The organism is Roseicyclus marinus (assembly GCF_036322625.1).
Classification (GTDB): Bacteria; Pseudomonadota; Alphaproteobacteria; order Rhodobacterales; family Rhodobacteraceae; genus Roseicyclus; species Roseicyclus marinus_A.
Genome location: NZ_AP027266.1, coordinates 2843439 through 2860233 on the forward strand (window position 1 = coordinate 2843439; position 16795 = coordinate 2860233).

At 65.9% G+C, this 16795-nt stretch carries 15 protein-coding genes and 1 tRNA gene; 9 read left to right on the forward strand and 7 right to left on the reverse strand.

Going from position 1 to position 16795, the window contains the following annotated elements; all coding sequences use genetic code 11:
- Positions 1 to 27: 27 nt before the first annotated feature.
- The 3 genes from AABA51_RS13690 to AABA51_RS13700 are packed head-to-tail and all read left to right on the forward strand — an operon-like array spanning position 28 to position 2347.
- Entirely contained in the window at positions 28 to 261 is a 234-nt protein-coding gene (locus AABA51_RS13690; protein WP_338272518.1) for a DUF3489 domain-containing protein, read from the forward strand.
- The gene (locus tag AABA51_RS13695; RefSeq protein WP_338272520.1) at positions 258 to 668 is read left to right on the forward strand and encodes a DUF2924 domain-containing protein; all 411 of its coding nucleotides are present in this window, start codon (positions 258 to 260) and stop codon (positions 666 to 668) included. The genes AABA51_RS13690 and AABA51_RS13695 overlap by 4 nt, the downstream gene beginning before the upstream one ends.
- Positions 665 to 2347, forward strand: coding sequence for a recombinase family protein (locus AABA51_RS13700; RefSeq protein ID WP_338272522.1), 1683 nt, complete (start codon positions 665 to 667; stop codon positions 2345 to 2347). The genes AABA51_RS13695 and AABA51_RS13700 overlap by 4 nt, the downstream gene beginning before the upstream one ends.
- 361 nt (positions 2348 to 2708) lie before the next feature.
- Here the strand turns inward: AABA51_RS13700 and AABA51_RS13705 are convergent.
- Together AABA51_RS13705 and ychF are read right to left on the reverse strand one after the other, a co-directional pair.
- Positions 2709 to 2798, reverse strand: a tRNA-Ser gene (locus AABA51_RS13705).
- A 62-nt stretch (positions 2799 to 2860) separates the two neighbouring features.
- Entirely contained in the window at positions 2861 to 3958 is a 1098-nt protein-coding gene (gene ychF / locus AABA51_RS13710) for a redox-regulated ATPase YchF (protein WP_338272524.1), read from the reverse strand.
- A gap of 207 nt (positions 3959 to 4165) precedes the next feature.
- Here ychF and AABA51_RS13715 point away from each other — a divergent pair, with 207 nt between their 5' ends.
- A complete protein-coding gene (locus AABA51_RS13715; RefSeq protein ID WP_338272525.1) occupies positions 4166 to 5521 on the forward strand; it encodes an MATE family efflux transporter in 1356 nt (451 codons plus the stop codon).
- Between the two features lie 53 nt (positions 5522 to 5574).
- Positions 5575 to 6366: a tryptophan synthase subunit alpha gene (trpA, locus tag AABA51_RS13720; protein WP_338272527.1), complete on the forward strand. Its 792-nt coding sequence runs from the start codon at positions 5575 to 5577 to the stop codon at positions 6364 to 6366.
- Positions 6367 to 6596: 230 nt separating this feature from the next.
- Here trpA and AABA51_RS13725 read toward each other — a convergent pair whose 3' ends face one another.
- Together AABA51_RS13725 and mnmH are read right to left on the reverse strand one after the other, a co-directional pair.
- Entirely contained in the window at positions 6597 to 9536 is a 2940-nt protein-coding gene (locus AABA51_RS13725; RefSeq protein WP_338272528.1) for a valine--tRNA ligase, read from the reverse strand.
- 140 nt (positions 9537 to 9676) lie between these two features.
- Positions 9677 to 10723 (reverse strand): tRNA 2-selenouridine(34) synthase MnmH, encoded by a 1047-nt coding sequence (gene mnmH / locus AABA51_RS13730; RefSeq protein WP_338272529.1) that lies wholly within the window; start codon positions 10721 to 10723, stop codon positions 9677 to 9679.
- A gap of 148 nt (positions 10724 to 10871) precedes the next feature.
- Here mnmH and AABA51_RS13735 point away from each other — a divergent pair, with 148 nt between their 5' ends.
- Entirely contained in the window at positions 10872 to 11498 is a 627-nt protein-coding gene (locus tag AABA51_RS13735) for a hypothetical protein (RefSeq protein WP_338272530.1), read from the forward strand.
- Positions 11499 to 11513: 15 nt separating this feature from the next.
- On the opposite strand, the gene AABA51_RS13740 is transcribed toward AABA51_RS13735, so the two are convergent.
- The gene (locus AABA51_RS13740) at positions 11514 to 12395 is read right to left on the reverse strand and encodes an NAD(P)-dependent oxidoreductase (protein ID WP_338272531.1); all 882 of its coding nucleotides are present in this window, start codon (positions 12393 to 12395) and stop codon (positions 11514 to 11516) included.
- A gap of 133 nt (positions 12396 to 12528) precedes the next feature.
- Entirely contained in the window at positions 12529 to 12969 is a 441-nt protein-coding gene (locus tag AABA51_RS13745) for a hypothetical protein (RefSeq protein WP_338272532.1), read from the reverse strand.
- A gap of 179 nt (positions 12970 to 13148) precedes the next feature.
- Between AABA51_RS13745 and AABA51_RS13750 the strand changes: the two genes are divergently transcribed.
- Genes AABA51_RS13750 through AABA51_RS13760 form a run of 3 tightly spaced genes read left to right on the forward strand, consistent with a single transcriptional unit; the run spans position 13149 to position 15903 of the window.
- Positions 13149 to 14096 carry an MBL fold metallo-hydrolase gene (locus AABA51_RS13750; RefSeq protein ID WP_338272533.1) on the forward strand — a complete coding sequence of 316 codons (948 nt, stop codon included), beginning with the start codon at positions 13149 to 13151 and terminating at the stop codon, positions 14094 to 14096.
- Between the two features lie 5 nt (positions 14097 to 14101).
- Positions 14102 to 15715, forward strand: coding sequence for an FAD-dependent oxidoreductase (locus AABA51_RS13755; protein WP_338272534.1), 1614 nt, complete (start codon positions 14102 to 14104; stop codon positions 15713 to 15715).
- A complete protein-coding gene (locus AABA51_RS13760; protein ID WP_338272535.1) occupies positions 15715 to 15903 on the forward strand; it encodes a DUF2783 domain-containing protein in 189 nt (62 codons plus the stop codon). Before AABA51_RS13755 ends, AABA51_RS13760 begins: the two co-directional genes overlap by 1 nt.
- Before the next feature lie 95 nt (positions 15904 to 15998).
- Here AABA51_RS13760 and AABA51_RS13765 read toward each other — a convergent pair whose 3' ends face one another.
- Complete coding sequence (locus tag AABA51_RS13765) at positions 15999 to 16766, reverse strand: aspartate dehydrogenase (protein ID WP_338272536.1); 768 nt, start codon at positions 16764 to 16766, stop codon at positions 15999 to 16001.
- Positions 16767 to 16795 lie beyond the last annotated feature (29 nt).

Sequence of the window (16795 nt, forward strand, 5' to 3'; positions counted from 1 at the left end):
CGGTCCAACCAACCGAGGAGAGAACCCATGTCTAAGCCCAAGCAAACGAAGATCGAGATGGTGCGGGCCTTGCTCGCGCAGCCAAAGGGCACAAGCCTTGCAGCGATCTGCTCGGCCACCGGCTGGCAACCGCATTCGGCACGCGCAGCCCTCAGCGGGCTTCGCAAAGCCGGGTATACGGTCGAGCGCACAGCGACTGACGAGGGCACGACCGACAGCGCAGTTTACCGCATCATCGCCACGCCCGGATCGGCCACATGATCCGCCTCGCTGATCTTGAAGGCATGGATCGGGCCGCGCTTCTCGCGGCCTGGTCACAGATCTTCGGCAGACCTGCACCAAAGGGAATAGGGAGGACCTGCCTGCGCCGCTTCTTGGCCTTCGAACTCCAGGCCAGAAGATCGGGCGGCCTGCCAAAGCAAGTTCTCACGGCGCTCCGGCGAGACACAGAAGGTGGCTCGGGCCGGAGCATGTCCCCCAACCTCAAACCCGGTGGCCGCCTGTTGCGGGAATGGAACGGCGTCACCCATGTCGTTGAAGTCGTCGAGAATGGCTACCTTTGGAACGGCCAGCGCTGGCGCTCCCTCTCAGTCATTGCCCGCGAGATCACCGGCGCGCACTGGTCCGGACCGCGCTTCTTTGGCTTGAATGCGAAGGCCGCGTCATGACCAAGCCGGCTATCCGTTGTGCGATCTACACACGCAAATCCTCCGAAGAGGGTCTCGATCAGGATTACAACTCGCTTGATGCGCAGGCAGAAGCTTGCGCCGCCTACATCGCCAGCCAGAAGCATGAGGGCTGGAAGTGCCTGCCCTCTCGTTATGATGATGGCGGCGTTTCCGGCGGCACGCTGGAGCGCCCTGCGCTACAGCGCTTGCTCAGCGACATCGAGGCCGGGCGCGTCGACATGGTCGTGGTCTACAAGATCGACCGGCTGACGCGATCCCTCGCCGACTTCGCAAAGCTCGTGGACCGCTTTGACGCCGCAAGCTGCTCCTTCGTCTCCGTGACGCAGGCCTTCAACACCTCGTCCTCCATGGGGCGCCTGACCCTCAACGTGCTCCTCTCCTTTGCCCAGTTCGAGCGCGAGGTCACCGCCGAGCGGATCCGCGACAAGATTGCCGCCTCGAAGAAGAAGGGGCTCTGGATGGGTGGTCTGCCGCCTCTCGGCTATGATCCCCATCCCGACACGAACCGACGCGAACTCGTGATCAACAAAGCCGAGGCCGAGACCGTCCTTCGTCTATTCACCCTCTATCTTGAGCATGGTTGTCTCAATGCCACCGCCCGGGCCGCCGCCGCTGAAGGGCTACGGTCAAAACATCGCTGCTTCACGAGCGGACGCACGCAAGGCGGCGGCCTCCTCGGTCGAGGCCATATCCATCGGATCCTGACCAACCCGATCTACCGCGGCCAGATCCGACACCACGACCGGATCTGGCCGGGAACACACAGCGCGATCATCGATGAGATGCTCTGGGAAAGGGTGCAGGTACAGCTACAATCGGCCAGCGCCCGGCAGCGTGGATCGCAACATCCGGCCGGCTCTCTGAAGGACGCGACCCCGGGCGCCCCGCTCTTAGGCAAGCTACGGGACGAGACCGGCGATCTGCTCACGCCCACCCATACGCAGGCACGTGGTCGACGCTTCCGATACTATGTCTCGAACCGCCTTATCTCTGCTGGACCAGACCCCACAGGCTGGCGCCTTCCCGCCCCTGCGCTTGAAGCCGCCATCATCGAGGTGATTGCGGGACATCTCGAGACGCAGGCGACACGCCACGATGTCCTGCAATCGGGATCCGCAACCGAACAGGCCAGCGCCGCAGCTCAGGTCCAAAGCATGGCCCAATCGATCAGAGCCAAGGGCTGCGCTGTAATCGCGCATGCAATAGCCTCCATCGAGATCAGGCAGGACCATCTCCACATCCGGCTCGACAGGACAGCCATTGCAAGCCTGTCCGGTCTCAACGACGCTCTGCTCACATCCAGCTTGCTTGCCTTCCCAGCACCCCTCTCCCTCCGTCGCCGTGGCGTGGAAACAAAGATCATCGTCGGCTCCAGGGCACCAACACCAGATCGGACACTTCTTCGAGCTCTGCGGCTCGCGCATCGATGGGCTGACATGTTGAAGAGTGGATCGTCCCTCAAAGACATCGCCCAAACCGAAGCTCGCTCTGAGAGCTATGTCGCCCGTCTCCTGCCACTGGCCACGCTATCACCCTCCCTGCAGCAAGCCATCATCTCCGGCACCCAACCCGTCGAGCTCTCTCTTGAAGTCCTCGTCCGCAGCTCGCTGCCGCTAGCTTGGTCTGATCAGGAGCGCCGCTTCGGGCTCACGGCCTGATCGCCTTCCTGCTGCGCACAACAAGATCCCTGTTCCTTGTGGATGTTTCCCTGTTCGACGGGAAAAATTCCCTGCTCTGAAGCGTAGGGAATTTACGACCAACCAACTGAAAACGCAGAGCGATTCAGAACCAAAATCCACCACGATGGCGGAAAACGGCGGGAATTCCCTGTAAAATACCCAGCATCAGGGAAATCCCGAAAAACCACACCGGCCAATCAGGCCAACAGAGACCGCATCCGAAAACCAGCGCAAACGACCAGTTACAGTGAGTCTCTGTTCGCAGGCCTGCCTCGCAAGCCACGGGAATAAGGCGGGAATTCGACGCGGAATCTGTAATGAAAACAGAGACATAGAGCGGTGGCGGAGACGATGGGATTCGAACCCACGAGACGGTTTCCCGCCTACTCCCTTAGCAGGGGAGCGCCTTCGACCACTCGGCCACGTCTCCGCCGACCCGTCTAATCGCAGGCCATGCCGGGGACAAGCCTTAATTCTCGGAGGAATGCAGGCTCAGGCGTTGAACAGGAAATGGAGCACGTCGCCGTCCTTGACCTCGTAGGTCTTGCCCTCGACGCGCATCTTTCCGGCCTCTTTCGCGCCCGTCTCGCCGCCCAGTGCGACGTAGTCGTCATAGGCGATGGTCTCGGACCGGATGAAGCCGCGTTCGAAATCGCCGTGGATGACGCCAGCGGCCTGGGGGGCCAATGTGCCCTTGCGGATGGTCCAGGCGCGGGCCTCCTTGGGGCCGACGGTGAAATAGGTCTGAAGGCCCAAAAGCGCGTAGCCCGCGCGGATCAGCCGGTCGAGGCCCGCTTCCTCGAGCCCCATCTCCTCGAGGAACATCGCGGCCTCGTCGGCGTCGAGTTGCGCGATCTCTTCCTCGATCCGGGCAGAGATGACGACATGGGCCGCGCCCTGGGCCGCGGCCATCTCGGCCACGCGGGCCGATTGGGCATTGCCGGTGGCGGCCGAGGATTCCTCCACGTTGCAGACATAGAGGATGGGTTTGGAGGTCAGAAGCTGGAGCATCTTCCACGCCTTCTGATCTTCATCGGAGACCTCGACCAGGCGGGCGGGTTTGCCGTCCTCCAACATGGCTTGGGCGGATTTGAGCAGGCGTTCCTGTGCCACGGCTTCCTTGTCGCCGCCGCGGATCTTGCGGGTGAGGTTCTGGAGGCGTTTCTCGATCGATTCCAGGTCGGCCAGCATCAGTTCGGTTTCGATCGTGTCGGCATCGGCGATGGGATCGACGCGGCCCTCGACATGGGTGACATCGCCATCCTCGAAACAGCGCAGCACATGGGCGATGGCGTCGGTTTCCCGGATATTGGCGAGGAACTGGTTGCCCAGACCCTCCCCCTTGGAGGCGCCCTTCACGAGGCCCGCGATATCGACAAAGGTCATGCGCGCGGGAATGATCTGTTTCGACGTGGCAATCGCCGCCAGACGGTCAAGCCGCGGATCGGGCACCGCCACATCGCCCACATTGGGTTCGATGGTGCAGAAGGGGAAATTCGCCGCCTGCGCCGCCGCCGTCTTGGTCAGCGCGTTGAAAAGCGTCGACTTGCCGACATTCGGCAGGCCCACGATGCCCATCTTGAAGCCCATCTGCGCGTCCTTTGCCGGATTGCGGGAAATTCGCGGGCATGTAGGGGGGGCGGGGCCCCGGCGTCAAGGTTGCGCGGGGATGGGGCGGGCTTGACTTGGGGCGTGGGGCGGGCCACCTCGGGCTTGCGGCACGGCCGCCCCCGTGCGGCTGGGGTATCGTCCTGGACTTGAGACATTGCGGGGGGCCCGCCCGTGATGCCGGTGGTGATGTCCATGCCTGCCCTGCCCCCGACCAAGCCCGGTTCCGTCCGTGCCGAGATCGGCCCGCTTCTGGCCCTGTCGGTGCCGATGATGCTGGGCCTGTCGGCGATGACGCTGATGGGGGTGGTGGATACGGTGATGGTCGCCCCCCTGGGCACCGTGCCCTTGGCGGCGGTGGGCATCGCATCGGCGGTGGCGATCCTGTTCGTCGCGGCGCTGTGGGGGATCGTGACGGTGGCAGGGGTGCGCATGGCGCAGGCCCATGGCGGTGGCGATGCGAGGGCCGTGTCGGGCGAAGTGCGGGCAGGATTGGCTCTGGGGGCTGCGACGGGCGGGGCGGGCGCGGTCCTGATGCTGGGGCTATTGCCCTTCCTTGGCTGGATCGGGCAGCCGCCCGCGGTGCTGGCGGCGCTGCCGGTCTATTGGGGGCTGGTGGCGCTGGGGCTGGTGCCATTCACCATGTTCTTCGTGCTGAAGGCGCTTTTCGACACGATCGGGCGGCCCTGGGCGGGGGTGGGGTTGAGCTACCTGGGCGTGGCGCTGAACGTGCCGCTCAACTGGCTTTTGATCTACCATCTGGGGCTGGGACTGACCGGGGCGGGCTTGGCGAGCCTTTTGTCGCAAGCGGTCAACCTGGGTGTTGCGGTCCTGGTCTGGCGGCATTGGGCGGTGCTGGCCCCATTCCGCCAACAGGCGGGCGGGATCTGGCCGCGCATCCGGGCGCAATGGCGCGACGGCTGGCCGCTGACCTTGGGCTATGCGGGCGAGGGCGGGTCCTATGCGCTGATCGGGGTGATGATCGGCTGGTTGGGGGCCGAGGCGCTGGCCGCCAACCAGATCGTCCATGCGGTGGCGGGCGTGGCCTATGTCTTTCCGCTGGGGATGGCGGGGGCAGCCTCGATCCGGGTGGGACTGGCCGTGGGCGCGGAGGAGCCTGCGCGGCTGCGGCCTCTGCTCAAGGCGGCCCTTCTGATCGTCACCACCTGGATGCTGGGGGTGATGGCCGTCCTGCTGATCGCGGGAGAGGCGATCGCGGGCGCCCTGTCGGATGATCCGGCGGTGATCGCCATCGCGCTCACGCTGTTTCTGGCCGTGGCCGCGATGCAGGTGGCCGATGGAGTGCAATCGACGACATTGGGCGCGCTGAGGGGCATGATGGATGCACGCTGGCCCACGATGGTGTCGCTGATCGCCTACTGGCCCGTGGCGCTCCCCGCAGGCTACGTGATGGGCTTTGTCCTGAACCTTGGGGCTGTCGGCGTCTGGATCGGCTTTGCGCTGGGTCTGGCCGTCGCGGCCGTGGCGCTGCCGTTGCGCTACTGGCGGCTGACACGCGTGCCGAAACCCACCCTGCCCCATTGATTTCCGCGCGCCCATGGCCCAAACCCGGCCGGACGAACACCTGAGGGGCGGATATGACACGGATCGACGACACCTTCGCGCGGCTCAAGGCCGAGGGGAAAAAGGCCTTCGTGGCCTATGTCATGGCGGGCGACCCGGATTACGACACCTCGGTCGAGATCGTGAAGGCGCTGCCGGGCGCGGGTGTGGACATCATCGAGCTGGGAATGCCCTTTACCGATCCGATGGCCGATGGCGAAACGATCCAGTTGGCAGGCCAGCGCGCTCTGGAAGGCGGTCAGACGCTCGACAAGACGCTGCAGATCGCGCGCGAATTGCGCAAGAGCGATGACAAGACCCCCATCGTGATGATGGGCTATTACAACCCGATCTATTCGCGCGGCGTCGACACCTTTCTGGCGCAGGCCAAGGAAGCGGGGATCGACGGCCTGATCATCGTCGACCTGCCGCCCGAGGAAGATGACGAGCTGTGCATTCCGGCGCAAAAGGCGGGGCTGAATTTCATCCGGCTGGCGACCCCCACGACGGATGGCAAGCGCCTGCCCAAGGTGCTGCAGAACACGAGCGGTTTCGTCTATTACGTCTCGATCACCGGGATCACGGGTGCCGCCGAGGCGGATGCGGCGCAGGTCGCCCCCGAGGTGGCGCGGATCAAGGCCGCGACCGATCTGCCGGTGATCGTGGGCTTTGGCATCAAGACGCCCGAGGCGGCGCAATCCATCGCGGGCATCGCGGATGGCTGCGTCGTGGGATCGGCCATCGTGGCGCAGATCGCGGCGGGCAAGCCCGTGGGCGAGATCGCGGATTTCGTCGCGGGGCTGGCGGCGGGGGCGCATCGCGCCTGAGGGCGCGTTGAGGCGCAGGGTTGCGCCTGAGGGCGCGTCACGGTCAGGTGTCGCGCCTGAGGGCGCGTCACCTGCAATCGAGCTTTGGGTGACGGAAAACGCGCGTTTTCCGTTTGGCAAATCCCGGGATTTTCCGGTGGGAAAACCCGGGTTTTCCCGTGCGGAAATCTCGAGATTTCCGGGGCGAAAAACTGCAGTTTTTCGAAACGCAAAACTGCAGTTTTGCAGCGTCAGCCGATGGCGGACAGACGGTCCAGCGCGTCCTTGATCTTGGCGGCTTCTTCCTCGCGGGCGGCCAGGTTCTCGCGGGCTTCTTCCACGATCTCCTCGGGCGCGCTCTCGATGAACTTGGGATTGCCCAAGCGCCCCTTGAGGCCCCCGATTTCCTTGCCGAGCTTGTCCATCACCTTGGCCAGACGCGCCTTTTCCTCGGCCACGTCGATCAGGTCGGCGATGGGCAGGCCAAAGACCGCACCATCCGCCGCGACCGTCACCGCCCCCTTGGGCATGGCGGACACCTGCGTCACCTGGGACAGGCGGGCGAGGCGCTCGATCATCGCGGCGTTGCGCGCGAAAGCGGCTTGCCCTTTCTCGTCAAGCTCCACCTGCAACAGTTGCACCTTGAGGCCTGCGGGCACATGCATCTGCGCGCGGACGGAGCGGATTTCCTCGATCAGGCCGATGACCCAGCCCATTTCGCGAGAGGCTGCATCGTCGATCAGCTCCGCGCCATACTCCGGCCAATCGGCATGGACCAGCATCTTGGGCCGGTCCGCGATGGCGCCCCAAAGCTCTTCGGTGATGAAGGGCATGGTGGGATGCAGGAGGATCAGGCATTGGTCGATGACCCAGGCCATGGTCGCGCGTGTTTCCGCGATGACGCTCTCCTCGCCCGAGGTCAGAAGTGGCTTGGCGAATTCGACATACCAGTCACAGACGCGCCCCCAGACAAAGGCGTAAAGCCCGTTGGCGGCATCGTTGAAGCGGTAGGATGCCAGCGCCTCGTCATGGGCCAGCCGCGCGCGGGCGGTTTCGCCGACGATCCATTTGTTGACCGTCTGGGTGACGGCGCCCGGGTCGAAACCGGCGACCGGCTTGCAGTCGTTCATCTCGGCAAAACGGGCGGCGTTCCAGAGTTTGGTGCCGAAATTGCGGTAGCCCGCGATGCGGTCCTTGGACAGTTTCAGGTCGCGCCCCATGGCGGCCATGGAGGTCAGGGTGAACCGCAGGGCATCGGCCCCGAATTCCTCGATCAGTTCCAGCGGATCGAGGACATTGCCGATGGATTTCGACATCTTGCGCCCCTTCTCGTCTCGGACGAGGGCGTGGACATAGACATCGCGGAAGGGCACGTCGCCCACGACGGCGAGCTGCATCATCATCATCCGGGCGACCCAGAAGAAGATGATGTCGAAGCCCGAGACAAGGGTGGAGGTCGGGAAATAGCGCTTGAGTTCCGGCGTCTGTTCCGGCCAGCCAAGCGTTCCGATGGGCCAGAGACCCGAGGAGAACCAGGTGTCGAGGACATCGGGGTCGCGGGTCAGCGCCTTGCCGCCGGATTTGGCAACGGCCTCGGCCTCGGTCGGCGCGCAATACATGCCGCCGTCCTCGTCATACCACACCGGGATCTGGTGGCCCCACCAGAGCTGGCGCGAGATGGTCCAGGGTTCGATATTCTCGAGCCAGTGGAAATACACCTTGCGGTGCTGTTCGGGCATGATCCGGGTGCGGCCGTCGCGCACGGCATCGAGCGCGGGACCGACGATTTTCGCGGTGTCCACGAACCATTGGTCGGTCAGCATCGGTTCGATGACGACCTTGGACCGGTCGCCATGCGGCTGGGTGATGGTCTTGGCCTCGACAAGGGGGACGAGGGCGGGGGTGGCGTTGGATTGGTGGGTTTCACCCACCCTACCGGGGTCCGTAGGGTGGGTGGAACCCACCATTTTCCCCAGGCGCGGATCGTCGGGTGTGGTCATCACGGCCAGACCCTCCGCCGTGATCTCATCGATCACGCGGGCGCGCGCCTCGTAGCGGTCGAGGCCGCGCAGATGGTCGGGGACGAGGTTCAGCGCATCGGCCTCGACCTCGGTCAGGGTCTTTTCGCCATTGGCCACGGCCTGCGCGATGGCGGCGGCCTCGGCATAGGGGGTGCCGTCGGCGCGCATCTGCGCGCGGGTGTCCATCAGGCGGTAGCAGGGAATGCCGCCGCGCTTGGCCACGCCGTAATCGTTGAAATCATGCGCGCCGGTGATCTTGACCGCGCCCGAGCCGAAATTCGGGTCGGGGTATTCATCGGTGATGATCGGGATCAGGCGGCGGTGTTCCTTGGGGCCCACGGGAATTTCGCACAGCATCCCCACGATGGGTTTGTAGCGGTCGTCATCGGGATGGACGGCCACCGCGCCATCACCCAGCATGGTTTCGGGGCGCGTCGTGGCGATGGAGATGTAATCCCGCGTCTCGCGGAGCGTCACGTTCCCGTCTTCATCTTTCTCGACATATTCATAGGTTTGTCCACCGGCGAGCGGATATTTGAAATGCCACATATGGCCGGGGGTATCGATGTTCTCGACCTCGAGATCGCTGATCGCCGTCTCGAAATGCGGGTCCCAGTTCACCAGCCGCTTGCCGCGGTAGATGTAGCCCTTTTCGTACATGTCCACGAAGACCTTGATGACGGCATCGTGGAAATTTCCCTCTTCGCCCGCGGGGGCGCCCGGCGCGCCGGACATGGTGAAAGCCTCGCGCGACCAGTCGCAGGATGCCCCCAGCCGCTTGAGCTGCTGGCGGATCGTGCCGCCCGATTTCGCCTTCCACGCCCAGACATGGGACAGGAATTCCTCGCGGGTCATGTCGCGGCGGGATTTGCCCTCCTTGGCCAGTTCGCGTTCGACGACCATCTGGGTGGCGATGCCCGCATGGTCAGTGCCCGGCTGCCACAAGGTGTCGAAGCCGCGCATCCTGTGCCAGCGCGTCAGCACATCCTGCAGCGTGTTGTTGAAAGCATGGCCCACATGCAGGACACCCGTGACATTGGGCGGCGGGATCATGATCGAAAAGGGCTCGGCCCCCGGCCGTGCATTGGCCCCGGCCTTGAAGCATCCGCGCGCCTCCCATTCGGCGGCGATGCGCGGTTCGGCTTCGGCGGCGTTGAAACTCTTGTCCATGGGCGGCGTCCCTCTTGTCGGTCAGGGCGTCAGGTAGCGGATGGCGGGCGCGAGGAAAAGGGGGCGAGGGATGCGCGCGTGGCGGCGTTGCAAGGGGCGCTGCCCCCTTGATGAGTATTTGGAAAGCAAAGACGGGGCGGTCAGGCCAGATGGGCGGTGACGGCGCGCGCGGCCTGGTCGAGGGCGGCATCGTCCAGATCGCCAGCATCGATCTGAGCGATCACGGGGCTTTCGTCATCGCGGCGGAGGCGGCCATAGGCACGGTCGTAATGCGCCTCGATCAGCGCGCGGGAGAGCGCCTCGGTCTCGCCCGCTTGCAGAAGCGCCAGCCAGTCGTCCACGGTCGCATGGCCCGCGACTGTCCGAAGCCCGTTCAGTCGCCGGGTCAACCCCGCGGCATCGGCGGCGAGATCGGCATAGACGGCGGCCAGATAGCGGGCGCGGGCGGCGATGGGGGCCTCGATCACGATCCGGGGGGAGGCGCGCATCGCGACCCAGAGCGCGGGCGGCAGGCGCAGGGTGCCGATCCGGGCCGACTCCGCCTCAACCAGCAGGGGGCGGGCGGGGTCGAGCCCTGACAGCGCGCCGATCAGCGCGGATTCGAAGGCCTTTTGCGAGGGTTGTTCCCCCTCCACATCGCCGAGGATCGAGCCGCGATGCCGCGCCAGACCTTCGAGGTCGAGGACCTGCGCGCCCAGGCCGCACGCGCGCTTGAGGATCTCGGTCTTGGCGGTGCCGGTATAGCCGTCGAGCCGGATCACCCGGAACGGCAGGGTCGTATCGTAAAGCCGGGCCACGACATGACGCCGCCATGTGCGATAGCCGCCCTCCAGCACCTCGGCCCGCCAGCCGATCTGGTGCAGGATCGAGGCAAAGCTGCCCGACCGCTGCCCGCCGCGCCAACAATAGACAAGGGGCCGCCAGCCGCCGTCATGGCCCATCAGCCGCGTCTCGATGTGATGGGCGGCATTGCGCGCGACCAGCGCCGCGCCGATCTTGCGCGCGCGAAAGGGGCTGTCCTGCACGTAGATCGTGCCGACCTCGGCGCGTTCGGCATCCGACAGGACAGGCATCGAGAGCGCGCCGGGCAGATGATCCTCGGCGAATTCCGACGGGCTGCGCACGTCGATGATCGCGTCGAATCCTGCGGCGCGGAGATGGGCGAGATCGGTGAAGGCAAAGGGCATTGCGCCGGAGTAGGCGAGTTCGCGGGCAAGGTCAAAGCGGATGCGCAAAGGGACGGGAACGGGGATGTGAACGGGCAGAGCATGGCCGTGGATGCGGGGCGCGCTAGCTCTGGAGCTTGAGTATCCGTGTCACGAGGGAGGTCTGTTCATGTCCGGTTCACATCCATCCCGCAGGGGGTTCGTTGCAGGGGGGCTTGGCGCCTTTGGCTATGCCGCGCTGGCCGGACCCGCAGCGGCCAATACACCTACGCCCAGCGCGATGGAGGGGCCATTCTACCCCACCCCGCCCATGCGTCGCGCCGATGTGGACAATGATCTTGTCCGCATCATCGGCATGGTCGAGGAGGCGGGCGGCGCGGTCTTTCGCCTGAAGGGCCGGGTGATGGACCGGCAGGGGGCAGCGCTGGCGGGTCACCGGGTCGAGATCTGGCAATGCGACATGAACGGGAAATACATGCATCCCGGCGACCGGCAGGCGGTGACGTTCGACGCCGCCTTCCAGGGGTTCGGCCATGACGTGACGGATGCGGAAGGGCGCTACGAATTCCGCACGATCAAGCCGGTGGCCTATCCCGGGCGCACACCGCATATCCACGTCAAGGTTCTGGATGGCACGCGCGAGGTTTTGACCACGCAATTCTACATCGCGGGCCATCCGGCCAACAGAAGCGACTTTCTGTTCAACCAGATGCCGCAAGCGGCCGCCGATGCCGTGTCCATGGTCTTCACCATGACCGACACCGGCGAGGAAGCGATCGTGGATATCGTGATCTGAGGGCGCAAACGCCCCTCAGAGTTCCCCGTTCATGGCGCGAAAGCGCTGGATCAGGCTGGAGGTATCCCAGCGCCCGCCGCCCAGTTGCTGCACATCGGAATAGAACTGGTCGACGATGGCCGTGACCGGCAGGGCGACGCCGATTTCCTTGGCCTGGCCCAGCGCGATGCCCAGATCCTTGCGCATCCAGTCGACGGCGAAGCCGTGGTTGAACTGGTTGTCGACCATCGTGCCCGCGCGGTTCTTGAGCTGCCAGGACCCGCCCGCGCCCTGGGCGACCAGATCGGCCACCGCCTTGGGGTCGAGACCGGCCTTCATCGCGAAATAAAGCCCTTCGGACATGGCTTGCACCAGGCCTGCGATGCAGATCTGGTTGACCATCTTGGTCAATTGGCCCGCGCCGACCGCGCCGAAATGGACCGTGGCCTTGGAATAGGCGGCCACGACGGGTTCGGCAGCGGCGAAATGGGCGGCATCACCGCCGCACATGATGGCGAGCTGGCCGTTTTCGGCCCCGGCCTGCCCGCCAGAGACGGGCGCATCCACCCAGCCGATGCCCGCGCCCTCGGCCTCGGCGGCGAGGTCACGGGTGACGGTGGCGGAAACGGTCGTGTGGTCGACCACGATGGCCCCGGCCTTCATCCCCGCCAAGGCGCCATCGGGGCCGGTGTAGACCGAGCGCAGATCGTCGTCATTGCCGACGCAGGACAGGACGAAATCGCAGCCTTCGGCGGCATCGCGCGGGGTCGCGGCAAAGGCGCCGCCGTGCTGCGCGACCCAGCCCTCGGCCTTGGCCGTGGTGCGGTTGTAGACGGTCACGTCATGGCCCGCGCGCAACAGATGCGCGGCCATCGGGTAGCCCATCACGCCCAATCCCAGAAATGCCAGTTTCGCCATCTTCATCCCCCGCGGCTGATCTTGTCCTGGAGCAGACCTAGCGCAACGGCCCGAAAGGGAAAACCGGTTTCGGACAGGGCAAGGCAGCCCCACCCCGGACAGGATGAGGTAGGTTGCGCCCGGACTGTCCCGGTTAGACGGGCCCCCCCGGGATTTGGCCCGGGGGCTGTGGCTGCGGTTGCGGCTGTGGCTGCGGCTGTGGCTGTGGCTGGGGCGGCGGCGGCGGGGCACCTGGTTCGGGCACCGTATTGGCCGCGCCCGTCGAAACGCCGAAACTGATGTCGCCGCTGCCGAAGCCGATGCCCATGTCGATGCCGACATAGCCGTCGTTCTCCATCCAGCCGCCGCCCAGCGTGCCGCGCCAGCTGCCATCGCCGGGCATGTAATCCACGCCGACGGAAAAGGCGCCGCTGCCTTGTTCATTGTTGGAAAAGACCCGCAGGCCGATCCCCGGCTGAACCCCCGAAGGGCCGAAGTAGAGGGTGAAGCCGAGGCCGATCATCGGGTCGGCCTTTGCCGGAAGGGCCAGCAGCAGACAGGTCGGCAAGACAGCCGCAAGGGTGGAATATTTCACGAAAGACAACTCGTTACCGGAACTCGTACGCGGTCCGTTATGGCGACTCTCGCGCCTGCGCCTGCGTGACATAGATCACGCGGAAACCGGCCCGGGTCCTGCCGCACGCCCTCTTACCCCGCCCCTCGACGGATCGTTGCATTTGCACTAATCTCGCCCGAAGCAGAGGGGAAATGACCATGGCCAAGGCCTTCGCATCGGCGGGCGACCTGTCGGAAAAGACGATCAGCTTCACCCAGATCGGCGAGGGGCTTTATGCCTTCACGGCGCAAGGCGACCCCAATTCGGGCATCATCATCGGGGATGACAGCGTCATGGTGATCGAGGCGCAGGCCACGCCCCGCCTTGCGCAGAAGGTGATCGACTGCATCCGCAGCGTGACGGACAAGCCGATCTCGCACCTGGTGCTGACCCATTACCACGCCGTGCGCGTTCTGGGGGCCTCGGCCTATGGGGCGGGGCAGGTGATCATGTCGGATGCCGCGCGCGCCATGGTCGTCGAACGCGGGCAGGAGGATTGGGACAGCGAATTCGCCCGCTTTCCCCGGCTCTTTCAGGGGCACGAGGATATCCCCGGCCTGACTTGGCCCACCACGACCTTTTCGGACAGCATGACCGTCTATCTGGGCAATCGCCGGGTCGATATCTTTACCCCCGGGCGCGCGCATACGGCGGGTGATGCCGCGATCTGGGTGCCCGATGCCGAGGTGATGTTCACCGGCGACATCGTGGAATACCATTCGGCCTGCTATTGCGGCGACGGGCATTTCGCCGATTGGGGCGATACGCTGGACGTGATCGCGGGGTTCCGGCCCCGCGCCATCGCGCCGGGGCGGGGCGACGCGCTGATCGGGGACAAGGTGGACCGCGCCATCGACAGCACGCGGGATTTCGTGAATTCGACCTATGACCCCGTCGCCCGTGTCGCGGCACGAGGCGGCTCGCTCAAGGAGGCGATGGCGGCGGCGCGCGCCGTCTGCGACCCGAAATTCGGCGATTTCGCGATCTACGAACACTGCCTGCCCTTCAACATCGCCCGTGCCTATGACGAGGCGCGCGGGCTCGACCATCCCCGCATCTGGACCGCCGAACGGGATGCCGAGATGTGGGCGGCCTTGCAGGGCTAGGGGCGATGGGCTGGCAAGACCGTTATCCGCTGTCGCAACGGCTTTACCCCTATGCGCGGTCGCCCGATCAGGATGCGGCGCGGCCGGTTCGTCACCCTGTCGTGATCATCGGCGCGGGGCCCGTGGGTCTGGCGCTGGCGCTCGACCTTGGGCTGCGCGGGGTGCCCGCGCTGGTTCTCGATGATCACGAAGGGGCGGGGCAAGGGTCGCGCGCGATCTGTTTTGCCAAGCGCACGCTCGAAATCGCGCACCGCTTGGGCTGCGGGGCCGACATGCTGGCCAAGGGCGTGGTCTGGAACCGGGGCCGCGTGTTCCACGACCGGGACGAGGTCTATGCTTTCGACCTTCTGCCCGAGGACGGCCACCGCCACCCAGCCTTCATCAACCTGCAACAGCCATGGTTCGAACGCTTCCTTGTGGAGGGGATCGACCGCGCCCGGTCACAGGGCGCACAGATCGAGATCCGGGGCCGCAACCGCCTGACCGGGATGGCGGCCACGGGCGACGGCGTGATGCTGCATCTCGACACCCCCGATGGGCCCTATGGCCTGCAAGCCGATTGGCTCATCGCCTGCGACGGCGCGCGCTCGCCCCTGCGCGAGATGATGGGGCTGGGCTTCGAGGGCCGCGTGTTCGAGGATAATTTCCTCATCGCCGATGTGAAGATGACAGCCGATTTCCCGACGGAACGCTGGTTCTGGTTCGAACCATGGTTCAGATCGGGGGCCTCGGCGCTCTTGCACAAACAGCCCGACAATATCTGGCGCATCGATTTCCAGCTTGGCTGGAACATCGACCGCAAGGCGGAGCTTGACCCAGCCCGCATCCGCAAACGCATCGACCAGATGCTGGGGCCGGATGTGGAGTATGAGCTCGACTGGACCTCGATCTACACGTTCCAATGTCGCCGGATGGAACGGTTCCGCCATGGCCGCGTGATCTTTGCGGGCGATGCCGCCCATCAGGTCAGCCCCTTCGGCGCGCGGGGGGCGAATTCGGGCGTGCAGGATGCCGACAATCTGGGCTGGAAACTGGCCGCCGTGCTGCAGGGGCAAGCGCCCGAGCGCCTCATCGACAGCTATGATGCCGAACGCCTCCATGCCGCCGACGAGAACATCCGCAATTCCACCCGCTCGACCGATTTCATCACGCCCAAGACGGCGCAATCGCGGCTTTTCCGCGATGCGGTGCTGCAGCTGGCCCGCCATGCGCCCTTTGCCCGGCCCATGGTCAATTCGGGGCGGCTGTCGCTGCCCTCTGTCCATGACGCCTCGCCGCTCACGACACCCGATGCCTTGCCCGGCGGCCCTGCGCGCAGCCGTCCCGGCGCGCCCTGCCCCGATGTGCGGCTGGGGGATGGCGATTACCTGCTCGACCATCTGGGGCGGGGCTTCACCCTTCTGGTGCTGGGGGCGACACCGCCCGCCCTGCCCGATGGGGTTGCGGTTCTGACGCTCGACGCCGCGGCCAACCCCGACCTGCGCGACCGTTACCTGGGACAGGCGCAGCGCGCGCTGTACCTCATCCGGCCCGACCAGCATGTCGCCGCCCGCTGGGCCGCCTGCGACGCGGGAAAACTGGCGCGCGCCATGGACCGCGCCATGGGACAGGAGGCGTGATGGCAGAGCTGAACCTGAACCCCAACCTCGCCAATCCCGACGATCTCTACGAGGCGCTCATCGCCGCCCATGACGGCCTGACCCGAGAGGAGAGCGAGGCGTTGAACGCGCGGTTGATCCTGATCCTGATGAACCATCTGGGCGATCCGGCGGTGATACGGCAGGCAATCGAGGCGGCGAAACGGTAGGGAAAGGCGCGTCGACGCGCCTTTGGCACGCGATTTCGAAATCGCGCGCCAAAGCCCGTTTCAACGGGCTTGCCGCGCCCGGCCGATCCGTCGCCTCAGGTCGTCACCCGCGCCCTGATCCGTCGGACCTCGGCCAGAACGCTCATCGCCGCAAGCGCCGAAGACCGCGGATTGCCCGGCAGGGGCGCGCCCATGATCTCGAACCGGAACGATCCAAAGGCCCCCTCGGCCTCGACCTCGTGGATATTGCCGGGGGCCCCCGGATCGGCCACCAACCGCGCCTGCGTGTCGTCGAACCCCAGCCCCGCCAGCGCCACCGCCGCCGCCACATTGGCATTCTTGGGATAGGCAAGCGCTGCCTGCCGCGCGCTCCCCTCGAAATGGATAGCAGGCGCGGTCAGGGCGGAAAGGTCCAGCACCGCCTCGGCGGGGGAGCCAGCCCAGCCCATGGGCGGCTTGCGGCCCGTGTAGCGAACGCTCCGCAACCCGCCCGCAGCCCCGGCGCGCAAGGCATCGAGCGCGCCGATCGCCCCGCTGGCCAGATGCAGCCGCGCGCCCCCCGCCTCCGCCGCGCGTGACAGATCGCGGGCCAGCCCCGCATCGGCCAGCGCCCCCAGCGACAGCGTGATCACGTCGATCCCCGCCTCCAGCGCGGCGGGCCCATGGGCCGCCAGCCCCGCATGGCCCGCGCAATCGACCACATGCGTCACACCCGGCGGCAACGCCGCCACCGACCGGACAGCAGGCAGACCCACAGGCGCAGTGCCCCGCACGATCACCGCCGCAGGGCCAAGCCCCTCTCGCTCAAGGGCCGCGATCACCCAAGCCCCGATGCTGCCCGCCCCGATCACCGCCAGTTTCATCGCCGCCCGCTCCCTTGCCATTCCCGCGC